This is a genomic window from Methylobacterium sp. GXS13, assembly GCF_001455965.1.
In the GTDB taxonomy this organism is placed as follows: Bacteria; Pseudomonadota; Alphaproteobacteria; order Rhizobiales; family Beijerinckiaceae; genus Methylobacterium.
This window is the reverse complement of record NZ_LKKO01000041.1, coordinates 52,035-63,656: the sequence shown is the minus strand read 5'-3', so window position 1 is coordinate 63,656 and position 11,622 is coordinate 52,035. Positions and strand designations below refer to the sequence as shown.

The window sequence follows — 11,622 nt, the reverse complement described above, 5'->3', positions numbered from 1 at the left end:
CGCCGATGGCGAGGCCGCCGCCCGCGGCGAGGCGCACCGGCCCGGCGACGCGGTCGGGCCCCGAGGTGCGCGGCTCGATCAGGCTCGCCACGATGACGCCGTCCGGGCGGCGCAGGCCGCTCACCGCCACCCGGCTGCCTGCCTGCCAGTCGCCCGCGAGACCCGCGCTATCCACGCGCTGGCCGAGCACGATCATCCGCCCCGGGGAGACCGATTCCACCTGTCCGACGACCTCGCTGGTCACGTCGATGCGGCTTGTGCCGAGGCCGCCGCGCTCAGGCCGCGCCACGACCTGCACGACCTGACCGATCTTCAGGTCCGTGGCCTTGGCGGGTTCACCGTCGATCTGCACCGCCACCTCCGGCGGATAGGCGATGCGCAGGTCGTTGACGACGATCGAGCCGAAGCGGCGGATGGTGCCGATCACGCCGGTGCCGCCGATGCCGCGGTCGCCCTCGCCGAGGGCGCCGTCCTTCGGCTCCTCGATCATCTTCATGCCGGTGCCGCCGATCCCCTGATCGCGCGGGTTCTCCTGCGGCCAGGCGGTACCCGGCAGCAGGGTGGCGGCGCCCGCGAGCAGGCGCAGGACGAACCGACGGTTTGGCGAGGATCGCACCGGCCGGCCTCTCAGCGCCCGTCTGCGGGCCGGGCCGGCGGCACGGCCTCGGCGTAGACGTAAAGGCCGAAATTCCAGCGGTATTCGCCGCCGGGATCGGTCTCGCAGGCGGCATGCGCCTCGCGATTGGCTTGCTGCAGGGCCTCCATGGCGATCTCGCGCGCCCGCGCCTCGAGCTTGGCCGCGAGCTCCTTGGACAGACCATCGTAATGGACCGCCCGCTCCAGGAAGCGCGGCGTATCGCCGACGATGTTGGCCACGCTCGCCGCGATGTGGTCGTGGAGGTTGCGGCCGAAATAATAGAGCTGCGGCTCGGCCGAACCGTCCCCGCGCGGCACGTAGGCCGCCTCCGCCAGCACGATCCGGTCTTGGACGTCCGTGAAGACGAGCCCGCGATCGAGCCACTCGTCGAGCACCGCGCGAGGGCGCAGGTCGCGGGTCACACCGGAGACCAGGGTCTCGAAGGACGGCGCGCCCGCATCGGCCGTGCGTGGTAGCGGCAGGGGCTGGCCCTGCGGATCGGTGAAGGCCGGGTCGGCGATCCAGCGTGCAATGATCCGGCTCGTGCGCGAGACCACGGCCGGCACCACGCTGACAGGCGCCCCGGCCCCGCGCAGGCGCCGGACCTCCTTGCGGTGGATGCCGGTGAGCAGGGAGACGCGGCTGTCGGTCTGCTCCTTGCCGGGCAGGGCGAAGTCGTATTCGGCGACGTTGACGTAGAGCTCGCGCAGCAGATCGGTGAGCGCCGGGAAGGTGATGCCGCGGGCCACGAGCAGGCGCACCAGCGGCCGCAGCAATCGCGCGAGCGGCGCGTGCAGGCTGGCGCCCTCCGGTTTCGTGTCGGTGCTCTCGGACATGGCGGCATCGTTAGCGGATGTGTCGTGGGAGACAATCCCACGGCGTGCGCATCCGCACGCCGGAGCGTCGAATTCCGGTTGACGTGGGAATTTTGCACACGTAACTCGGTAGCGTGGTCAAATTTCCCACGTCAATGACGGAGTCCAGGATGATGCGAGCCGATCTGTGCCGACCGCTGGCCGAAACCTGGCCGCCGCTGACGCTCCCCAAGACTCCGCTCTGCCGGTGCCGGCAGACCAGCCTTTTGCCGCGGATGAAGCGCATCCTGTGCGTGGTCGCAGCTCTCACACTGCCCGCCCTCGGCATCACCGTCGCGGACACGGTTCACCGGGCCGGTGAAACGCGAGAGTCGCAGGCCGCCAACCCAATTATCCCCTCAGACGGGGCTGCGGCACCCTCCGGCGGCGTCACGCCCGCCCGCGCCGCGCGGTCGAAGAAGATTGCCACGCTGGATCCGACGACCGTCGAGGCGCGGTCGTGAGCGTGATGATCCCGGCGGTGGACGATGGTACCCGGCAGGGGCCAACCTGCGGCGGCGCTCCGATCCTCGACCTTGCGCTCTGCCTGATCCTCTCGGTGACCGTTGTCGGCCTGCTGCTCCTCGCCCTGTGACAGGCACCTCGGTATGCCCGAACAGCCCGCGATGCCGCCCATGTGCCGAGTATTGATGTGCCGACCAACAAAATTCGCCGGGCCATTTGCCCGGCGCCGATTAAGATTGCTGACAGTCATCAATATTCGCGGTCATAGATCTTGACGATCTCGCCGCATTCGGTCGCAATGCAGGGCGTTCGGCTTCGCGACTCCGTCTGCCGGTCGGGATCTCCACGGCGCGCGGCTCAGGCAGTGGCCGGATGCCGCGTCGGTATGGCCACGCGGCGTCAGGAGGATCCCCGATGCAGGATCGGCCGTGAACGCTCCCAGGCTCAACCCCATCGCGGCGACGCTGCTCGCCCTCGGATTCGTCGTCGCCACGGCGACCGCGCAGGAGATCATGCTGCCCGGTCCATCCGGGCAGGGCGGCTTCCTGATACACGGCAATTTCTGCGGGCCGGGGAACCGCGGCCCGGGCTATCCGCCGATCGACGCGCTGGACCGTGCCTGCGCGCACCACGATGCCTGCTGGCCCGATCCCGCCTCGGGCCGGATGCCGACCTGCGGCTGCAACCGGCGCCTTCAGGTCGAAGCGGGTGCGGTCGCCCGAAACCCGCACGCGCCGGCCGAGATCCGGCAGACGGCGCGGTTCATTTCCGACTTCGCCACAACGCTGCCCTGCGCGGAGGCCTCCGCGCAGGTGCGCTGATTCGCGATGCCCCTAGGCGGCGTCGGCGGGGCTCGCCGCCGCCTTGGGGCCGCCCTTGGCGACACCGACCAGGGCCCCCCGCAGCACGCGCTCGCCGATGACGTAGCCGGTCTGCACGACCTGCACGACGGTGCCAGCCGGAACATCGGGGTTCGGCACCTCGAACATGGCTTGATGCCGGTTCGGATCGAACTTCTGGCCCTCCGGCTCGACCCGTTTCACCCCATGACGCTCCAGCGTCTTGGCCAAGTCGCGCTCGGTCAGCTCGATGCCGTCGATCAACCCCTTGAAGGCGCCGTCCGCCGCCGCCTTCGCGTCAGCCGGGACGCTCTCGAGGGCCCGGTGGATGTTGTCGGCCACGTTGAGCACGTCGCGGGCGAAGTTCGTGACCGCGTAGGCGCGGGCATCCGCGATTTCCCGTTCCGTGCGGCGACGCAGGTTCTCCATCTCGGCGAGCGTGCGCAGCGTCCGGTCCTTCAGCTCGTCGCGCTCGCCGGTCGGCCGGGTCAGGGCCTCGGCGACCGGATCGACGGATGTCGACTCGGGGCCCTTGCCGGGCGACGCGGTCTCCTGAGCCGCGCTGGCACCGGCTTCGACCGTGGTCTGGCGCTGGTTATCCTGGGACATGTCGTTGCTCGTCATCACGTTTCAGTCGTCGACAGGGATGGGTGAGGGGAATCGAATTCGGCGCTGATATCTGACCCGGAACGGCCGAAATCAACCCGCACGCTCATGCCTCACGCGGCGGTGGTGCGGCGACCAGGGCCTCCAGCCCCTCGGCCCTCAAGGCGGCCACGTCCCCGGCGAACACATCCAGCATCGCCTTGCGGATCGCCGCCTGCCGGTCGGGCTGCGTCACCCGGGTGCCTGTGAGGTCGGTGACGTAGAAGACGTCCACCGCGCGCTCGCCGAAGGTGGCGACATGCGCCGAGGTGATGTTGAGCGACAGCCGCCCGAAGGCCGTGGTCAGCTCGTAGAGCAGGCCGGGCCTGTCGAGGCCCGTTACCTCCACCACGGTCTCGCGGGAGGACAGGGCATTGTCGATCCCGACATCCGGCGGCACCAGGAAGGTCTTGGCTCGGGCGCTGGTCGGCGGGTGCTTGTCGGCCACGAGGTCGGCGATGCGGATCTCGCCCTTCAGGGAACGCTCGATCGCCGCCGTGATGCGCTTGCTCCGGCGCAACTCGTCCTCGTCGCGCTCGAAGGCCCGGGAGATGAAGATCGTGTCGAGGGCGAAGCCGTCCGTCGTCGTGAAGATCTGCGCGTCGACGATGTTGCTGCCCGCCGCCGCGCAGGCCCCCGTGATGATCGCGAGCAGGCGCGGATGATCGGGCGAGTAGATCGTGATCTCGGTCACCCCGCGGACGGGATCGAGGGCCACGTCGGTGGCGCTGGTGCGGCCCTCGCTGAGCACATCGCGCAGGAAGACCGCGTTCTTGAGCTGCCGGTTGCTGTCGACCTTCAGCCAGTAGGCCTGGCCGTGGCGCGCCGCGTAGGCGTCGAACTCCTCCGACGCCCAACCGGGCAGCTGCTCGCGCAGGCTCATCTGGACGAGGCGCACCCGGTCGGTGCGGGCGATTTCGGAATGGCCGCCCGAGAGGAACACCTCGGTCTCGTCATAGAGGGTGCGGACCAGGGTGCCCTTCCAGGCGGTCCAGACGCCGGGGCCGACCGCGCTGATGTCAGCCACCGTCAGGATGGTCAGGAGCTTCAGCCGCTCCAGGCTCTGCACCACCGAGGCGAAGCGCTCGATCGTCTTGCCGTCTGACAGGTCGCGGCTCTGCGCGGTCATCGACATGAGAAGGTGATGCTCGACCAGCCAGGCTACGGTCTCCGTCTCGGCCTCGCTCAGGCCGAAGCGCGGGCAGAGACGCGCGGCGATCGCTGCCCCGGCGATCGAATGGTCCTCGGGGCGACCCTTGGCGATGTCGTGGAGCAGGATCGCCACGTAGAGCGCCGTGCGGTTGTGGACCGTGTGGATCAGGCGCGAGACCAGCGGGTAGGCCTCCTCGGCGCGGCCCGACTCGATGGCCGCCAGGATGCCGACGGTGCGCAGCAGGTGCTCGTCCACCGTGAAGTGGTGGTACATGTTGAACTGCATCATCGCGACGATGCGGCCGAAATCCGGGATGAAGCGGCCGAGCACGCCGGCCTCGTTCATCTCGCGCAAAGCCTCCTCGGGCGCGTTGCGCGAGGTCAGGATGTCGATGAACAGCCGGTTGGCTTCCGCGTCCGACCGCAGGGTTGGGGTGATGAGGCGGCGCGACCGGTTCGCCAGCCGCTTGGCATCCGGATGGATCGCCAGATTGTGCCGGTCGGCCAGCCAGAACAGGCGGATCAGGTTGACCGGGTCGCGCTCGAACGCGTCCTCGGCGCGCAGGTTCACCCGGCCGTGGTCGATCCAGAAATCTTCCGCCTCGATGGCGGTGGCGCGGAACCGGTCGCGGAACCGGCCGATCCAGCGGTCGAGCACCGGCGTGCGCTTGGCGTGGCGTGCCTCCAGCTCGGCACACACGATGGCGGTGAGGTCGCCGACATCCTTGGCGACGCGGAAATAGGCCTTCATGAAGCGCTCGACCCCGGACAGGCCGCCGCGCGCCTCGTAACCGAAGCGCTCGGCGATCCGCGGCTGCAGGCCGAAGGACAGACGCTCCTCCGACCGCTTGGTGACGAAGTGCATGTGGCAGCGGACCCGCCACAGGAACTCGTCGCAGCGCTCGAACAGCGTGTATTCCTCTTGGGTGAAGAGTCCGGCGCCCACGAGCTCCATCTGATCGCGCACCCGGTAGGTGTACTTGGCGATCCAGAACAGCGTGTTCAGGTCGCGCAGGCCGCCCTTGCCGTCCTTGACGTTGGGCTCGACGAGGTAGCGCGAGGAGCCGGCTTTCGAGACCCGCGCGTCGCGCTCGCGCAGCTTCGCATCGACGAACTCGGCGGCGGAGCCGACCACCAGCTCCGCGTCGAAGCGCGTCACCAGCTCCTCGAACAGGACCCGCGTGCCGAACAGGTAGCGCGCCTCCAAGAGCGCGGTGCGGATCGTCATGTCCGCCTTCGCCTCGCGGAGGCATTCCTCCACGGAGCGCGTGGCGTGGCCGACCTTCAGCTTCAGGTCCCACAGGACGTAGAGCATCGCCTCGACGACGCTCTCCGACCACGCGGTCTGCTTGTAGGGCAGCAGGAACAGCAGATCGATGTCGGAACCCGGCGCCATTGTGCCTCGTCCGTAGCCGCCGGTGGCGACCACGGCGAGCTGCTCGCCAGTCGAGGGGTTGTCGTTGGGATAGAGCCGCCAGATCACGGCGTCGTAGATCGCCCGAACCACGGCGTCGGTCAGCGCCGACAGCGTCTGGGCGCAGTGAAGCCCGTTGCGATCCGTGAGCAGCTGCGCCTCGGCGGCGCGGTGGCCCTCTTCGATGACTCGACGCAGCTCGGGCACCAGGGCGGCGCGCAGCTTCGTCGGCTCGCGGGCTTCGCGGTCGAGATTTTCGAGAACCGTTTTGAGGGCGGGGACGGGATCGAACATGCCCCCCGTTAGCATGATATGCCTACGCCGCCAGCCGTGCGGTGATGCGCAGCGCATGGCCGCGCCGCGTCTCCCAAGGCCGTGTTCCGTCCTGATCGCGGGCTGCCGCAGCGCGAACGAGGGCCATCGCTACTCCGCCGCCGGCAGGTTCAGGGCCAGCAGACGTCCGGTGCGCGGGCGGGCGGCCGTGCCAGGGAGCGAGCCTTCGGCCCGCCGCCTCGCATCGGCGATCGCCGCGTGGACGCCGTCCACCGCCAGGATCAGCGCGCTCACCGTCCGGGAGTCGATGCTGCGTTCCCGGGCGTAACAGACGACGTCAGAGACGAGCCCATCGGTCTCGATCGCGATATCATCGAGCTCGGCCGCGCTGGTGGCGGCCCGCACCTCACGCATGATGTCGAGCAGGCGGTCGAGGACGATGTCGATGCGCTCCCGGCGCTTCCGGGCCAGCCGCTGACCGATCCAGGCGACGCCGGAGCCGATCGTGCCGCCGAAGAAGGCGAGCAGGTAGATGTAGTCCTCGTAGCGATCGAGGAAGGTCTGTTGCTCGCGCTCGAAATAGTCGACGGCGCCGGGGTGGTTCGGCAAGCGTGCTGACGTTGCCGCGACCGTGGTGTCGAAATCCGGTGCTTTCATCAGTTTCGCGGCCGGGGCTGCGGCGGCGAGCCGCGAGCGCCACTCGAACAGGTGCTGCGTCGCCGAGGCGATGGCGACCCGGCTGACGCCGCCCCGAGCCATCAGGCGGTAGGAGGCGCCCACGGTGCGGACCTCCTCATCCGGACGCTTCGGGCGGCCCCCAAAGGTCCCGGCCGGGATCGTCACCGCCTGCAATTCGGGGAAGCGCTGCAGGATCGCGTCCCCGTCCGGGATCGACACGAACCCGATCTTGCGGTCGGGCGAGCCCAACTCGATGGCGCGCACGACGGCCCCCGTGATCTTCGAGGCTGGGCTCGCGATCACAGCAACCGCGTCAACGCGTTTTTCCGCAAGCGCCGCCGTGACCTCGCCGATCTTCAACGGCACCACCTGCACGTGGCCCGCAGCGATCTCGGTCTCGGCCGCATGGTCGCCCTCTGCCGGATCCGCGATCGGGGGACTGTCCGGCAGGAGGTCGTAGAAGGAGAGCAGGTTCGTCAGGAACGGCAGGTCGGCGCCGTGGCGTACGACAATGCCGAGACGCTTGCGTGCGAGCGCCGGCACGTCGTCGATGTCGGCTCCCTCGGGCGCCGCGATCACCAGGGCCTCGTCGTGCAGGATCGCCAGCGTCAGGCCGTTCTCGGGCAGGAACACGTCCGGACGCACCACCGCGAGGTCGGCGCGGTTTCGCTGAAGCGCCAGGGCGCTGTCGCGGACGTCGCCGTAGCGCACGACCTTGAGGCGGACATCCTCGCGGCTTCGGTCAAGGGCGTTGGCATAGGCCTCGATCAGCGCGGCTTCGGCCCCGTCCTGCGGGCCGACCGCCACCGTGAGGGTGGTCGGGCGCGACAGATAGACGATGCCGGCCGCGACGGCGGCCAGCCCGAGGGCGACCAGAACGAGGAGCCACTCGCGACGCATCAGGATCGTCGCCGCGGCGCGCAGGCGTCGCCGCCACGGGCCGTGGGTGAGATCGGGCGAAGGACTTTGCTCCGGACCATGGCCGAGCCTGTCGCGTTGCGCGCGTTCCATCCCCAAATCATGGAACGCAAACCTGTCGAGATCGTGAAGAACCGGTGAAACCACCAAACGTTGCAGAGCCCGGATCAGCAGCCCGGGATGCGGGAAAAGACCGCGATGCGGAGCGGCGGCCGCCCGGTCCAGTCAGCCCGGCTTGGCTGCAGCGGGTCGCGCTCTACTATCTGGAACGCTACAGCGCCTCGACCGAGATGCTGCGGCGGACCCTGGCACGGCGGGTCGACAAGCGGGCACGGCTGCGGGGCGAGGATCCCTCCGCTTTCGCCGACATGATCGCCGCCACTGTGGCGCGGGCGGTCTCGGCTGGGCTCGTCGACGATGCCCGCTTTGCCGATGCCCGGCTTGCCACGCTGCGCCGGCGCGGCACGTCGAGCCGGGGTGCTGCGGCGAAGCTCGCCGCCAAGGGAGTGCCCCGCGACGTGGTCGAGGCCACGATGCGGGCCGAGCGCGAGGCGATCCCCGAAGCGGAAGCCGCCGATATCGAGCTGCAGGCGGCCCGCGCCTATGCCAAGCGGCGACGCCTCGGCACGCATCGCCGGTCCGACACGCGGGCGCTCCACCGCGACCGCGACCTCGGAGCCCTGGCCCGGGCCGGCTTTTCCTACGACCTCGCCCGCCGCGTGGTCGATGCGGACCCCGACGAGATGGAATGAAACATCGCGGCAGAGCTATCGGCGGGGTGCGGCATCGCGGACGGGGGCCGGGCGCGGGGCGGCCTTGCCTCTTTAGGCCTCTCGTTCATTGTCTGTTCGATGGATGAGACTCTGGCCAAGAAACTGCGCATCCTCGCGGATGCCGCCAAGTACGACGCGTCCTGCGCCTCCTCGGCGGCGCCGAAGCGCGCGGCCGGTAAGGACGGGTTGGGCTCTACCACCGGGGCCGGCATCTGCCACGCCTACACGCCGGACGGGCGCTGCGTCTCGCTGCTGAAGATCCTGCTGACCAACTGGTGCTTGTTCGATTGCGCCTATTGCATCAACCGGCGCTCCTCGAACGTCCGACGGGCGAAGTTCACCGTTGAGGAGGTCGTGAACCTCACGCTGAATTTCTACCGGCGCAACTACATCGAAGGCCTGTTCCTGTCGTCCGGCATCATCAAGTCGCCGGACCACACGATGGAGCTTCTGACCCGGGTGGCGAAGTCGCTTCGGCGCGACCATGGATTTGCCGGCTACATCCATCTGAAGTCGATCCCGGAGGCGAGCCCCTGGCTGATCGAGGAGGCCGGCCTCTATGCCGACCGGCTCTCGATCAATGTCGAGCTGCCGACCGAGGCGAGCCTGGAGCGGCTAGCCCCCGAGAAGGATGGCGCCGCGATCCAGAACGCGATGGCGCAGATCGGCGAGCGCATCGTCGAGGCCAAGGCCGAGAAGCGGCGCTTCTCGCCGGCCGGGCACTCGACCCAGGTGATCGTCGGCGCCGACGCCACCACCGACGAGGCCCTGATCCGCAAGAGCGCGCATCTCTACGGCAGCGTCGGGCTGAAGCGGGTCTATTACTCGGCTTTCAGCCCGATCCCGGACGGGTCGGCGATCCTGCCGCCGAAGCCGCCACCGCTCCAGCGGGAGCACCGTCTGTACCAGGCCGACTGGCTGCTGCGGTATTACGAATTCACCCCAGATGAGGTCGCCGACGCCTCCGAAGGGGGTATGCTCGCCCTCGATATCGACCCGAAGCTCGCCTGGGCGCTCAAGCACCGCGAGAAGTTTCCCGTGGACGTGAACAAGGCGGACCGGGAGTGGCTCCTGCGTGTACCGGGCCTCGGGGCCAAGGCCGTAGACAAGATCATCAAGGCGCGCCGCCATGCGACCCTGCGCCTCGACGATGTCGCTCGGCTGACCTCCGGGCTGAAGCGCGCCCGCCCGTTCCTGATCGCAGCCGACCATCGCCCGGTCGGGCTCACCGACCGCCTCGACCTGCGCGAACGCCTCGTCGAGCCGGTCCGGCAGCTGAGCCTGTTCTGATGAGCGGCCTCCGTGCATTCCCTCCCCCCTCTGCGGGGGAGGGTGGCCCGCGAAGCGGGTCGGGAGAGGGGAGCGACGGTGCCGTACAGGGCGCGGCGGGAGATTTATCCACCAACGTCGCGCTGCCCCTCTCCCGACCCTCGCTGACGCGAGGCCCACCCTCCCCCGCAGAGGGGGGAGGGAATGCGCGCCGACTGCAGAGTATTCTTCTGCGTCCGGGCGCCGATCTCGCGGGCTTCCGCGATGCCGCGCGCCGGCTCGTGGCGCTGAGCGTGCCGCCCGAGGCGATCACGTGGTCGGTGACGGAGTCGCCCGGCCTGTTCGGTGCCGAGCCGGTTCAGGCTGAAAGCGCGCCGCTCGCCCTGCCCAGAGCAGTCGCCAGCCTGATCCCCCAGGTGATCCCGCATCGCGATCCCGAGCGCTACGGCCTGCTCTACGCCCTGATCTGGCGGGTCTGCCACGGCGAGCGGCATTTGATGGAGGTCGGCAGCGATCCCCTGGTCCACCGCCTGCACCGGATGGCGAAGGCGATCGGGCGCGACCTGCACAAGATGCACGCCTTCCTGCGCTTCCGCCGCGCCGAGGATTCGGGCGGCGAGCATTTCGTGGCCTGGTTCGAGCCCGATCACCACATCCTGGAGGCGGCCGCGCCGTTCTTCGTCGCCCGCTTCCGCGGCATGCGCTGGTCGATCCTGACCCCCGACGGGTCGGCGCATTGGGATACCGACACCCTGACCTACGGGCCGCCGGGAGACCGGGCGGCTTTGCCCGAGGGCGACGGCTTCGAGGCCGGCTGGCAGACCTATTACGAGAGCACCTTCAACCCGGCCCGAACCAATCTGAAGGCCATGCGGGCGGAGATGCCCAAAAAATACTGGCGCAACATGCCCGAGACCGCCGCGATCCCCGCCGCCGCCCGGGCGGCGGCCGGACGGACCGAAGCCATGATCGAGAGGGAGCCGACCTTGCCCACACGCCGCGAACCCGCCCGCGCCGTCGCAGCCATGGCCGACCAGGACCCGAAGACCCTCGACGCGTTGAACGCGATCATCAAGCGGACCGAGCCGCTGGTGCCGGGCGCCACGCAGGCGGTCCTCGGCGAGGGGCCGGTCGGTGCCACCATCGCCTTCGTCGGCGAGCAACCGGGCGACCAGGAAGACCGGCAGGGCCGGCCTTTCGTGGGGCCCGCGGGGCAGCTACTCTCGCGAGCCATGACGGAGGCCGGGGTCGATCGCGGCGCAAGCTACCTCACGAACGCGGTGAAGCATTTCAAGTTCGAGGAGCGGGGCAAGCGTCGCATCCACCAGAAGCCCACGGCCGGCGAAGTCAGCCACTATCGCTGGTGGCTCGACCGGGAGCTCGACTTCGTGGCCCCGAAACTGGTGGTCGCGCTGGGCGCCACAGCGGTGCTGGCGCTGACCGGCAAGGCGGTCCCGATCACCCGGGCGCGCGGCCCGTTCCGGTTCGACCGGCTCGACAACCGCTTCCAGGGCTTCATCACCGTCCACCCGTCCTACCTGCTGCGCCTGCCCGACGAGGCGAAGGCGGAGGCCTACGCGGCCTTCGTGGACGACCTGCGCCGGGTGGCGGAGCTCGGGCGCGAACTGGCTGCCTGATCGGCATCCGGTTGAGAATTGCGCGCTCTCTTTTTGGCGCTGGCGGGGTGTTCAGTGCGGGAGCGTTC

11 protein-coding genes are annotated in these 11,622 nt (G+C 69.5%); 6 read left to right on the top strand and 5 right to left on the bottom strand.

Annotation, left to right across the window (positions count from 1 at the left end; genetic code table 11):
- Together AO398_RS15800 and AO398_RS15795 are read right to left on the bottom strand one after the other, a co-directional pair.
- The coding region (locus tag AO398_RS15800) for a DUF5666 domain-containing protein (protein WP_244498793.1) at positions 1–616 on the bottom strand (616 nt) is incomplete at its 3' end.
- Positions 617–627: 11 nt separating this feature from the next.
- Entirely contained in the window at positions 628–1,473 is an 846-nt protein-coding gene (locus AO398_RS15795; protein WP_058193066.1) for a DUF6502 family protein, read from the bottom strand.
- A 152-nt stretch (positions 1,474–1,625) separates the two neighbouring features.
- Between AO398_RS15795 and AO398_RS15790 the strand changes: the two genes are divergently transcribed.
- The 3 genes from AO398_RS15790 to AO398_RS15785 all read left to right on the top strand — a co-directional run bounded on the left by AO398_RS15790 (position 1,626) and on the right by AO398_RS15785 (position 2,777).
- Entirely contained in the window at positions 1,626–1,955 is a 330-nt protein-coding gene (locus tag AO398_RS15790) for a hypothetical protein (RefSeq protein WP_244498792.1), read from the top strand.
- Positions 1,952–2,086, top strand: coding sequence for a hypothetical protein (locus AO398_RS29695; RefSeq protein WP_279596745.1), 135 nt, complete (start codon positions 1,952–1,954; stop codon positions 2,084–2,086). The genes AO398_RS15790 and AO398_RS29695 overlap by 4 nt, the downstream gene beginning before the upstream one ends.
- 298 nt (positions 2,087–2,384) lie before the next feature.
- The gene (locus AO398_RS15785) at positions 2,385–2,777 is read left to right on the top strand and encodes a hypothetical protein (RefSeq protein WP_152997538.1); all 393 of its coding nucleotides are present in this window, start codon (positions 2,385–2,387) and stop codon (positions 2,775–2,777) included.
- 12 nt (positions 2,778–2,789) lie between these two features.
- Here the strand turns inward: AO398_RS15785 and grpE are convergent, their stop codons facing one another.
- From grpE to AO398_RS15770, 3 genes are all read right to left on the bottom strand, one after another.
- Positions 2,790–3,404: a nucleotide exchange factor GrpE gene (gene grpE / locus AO398_RS15780; RefSeq protein WP_058193080.1), complete on the bottom strand. Its 615-nt coding sequence runs from the start codon at positions 3,402–3,404 to the stop codon at positions 2,790–2,792.
- A 103-nt stretch (positions 3,405–3,507) separates the two neighbouring features.
- Positions 3,508–6,300, bottom strand: coding sequence for a [protein-PII] uridylyltransferase (locus AO398_RS15775; protein ID WP_058193065.1), 2,793 nt, complete (start codon positions 6,298–6,300; stop codon positions 3,508–3,510).
- Between the two features lie 129 nt (positions 6,301–6,429).
- Positions 6,430–7,857, bottom strand: a complete 1,428-nt coding sequence (locus tag AO398_RS15770) for a TAXI family TRAP transporter solute-binding subunit (protein WP_058193079.1) — start codon at positions 7,855–7,857, stop codon at positions 6,430–6,432.
- Positions 7,858–8,012: 155 nt separating this feature from the next.
- On the opposite strand from AO398_RS15770, the gene AO398_RS15765 reads away from it, so the two are divergent.
- From AO398_RS15765 to AO398_RS15755, 3 genes are all read left to right on the top strand, one after another.
- Positions 8,013–8,627, top strand: coding sequence for a RecX family transcriptional regulator (locus AO398_RS15765; protein WP_082643294.1), 615 nt, complete (start codon positions 8,013–8,015; stop codon positions 8,625–8,627).
- Between the two features lie 99 nt (positions 8,628–8,726).
- Positions 8,727–9,938 carry a putative DNA modification/repair radical SAM protein gene (locus AO398_RS15760; protein ID WP_058193063.1) on the top strand — a complete coding sequence of 404 codons (1,212 nt, stop codon included), beginning with the start codon at positions 8,727–8,729 and terminating at the stop codon, positions 9,936–9,938.
- Positions 9,939–10,081: 143 nt separating this feature from the next.
- Complete coding sequence (locus AO398_RS15755; protein WP_201025779.1) at positions 10,082–11,554, top strand: UdgX family uracil-DNA binding protein; 1,473 nt, start codon at positions 10,082–10,084, stop codon at positions 11,552–11,554.
- Positions 11,555–11,622 lie beyond the last annotated feature (68 nt).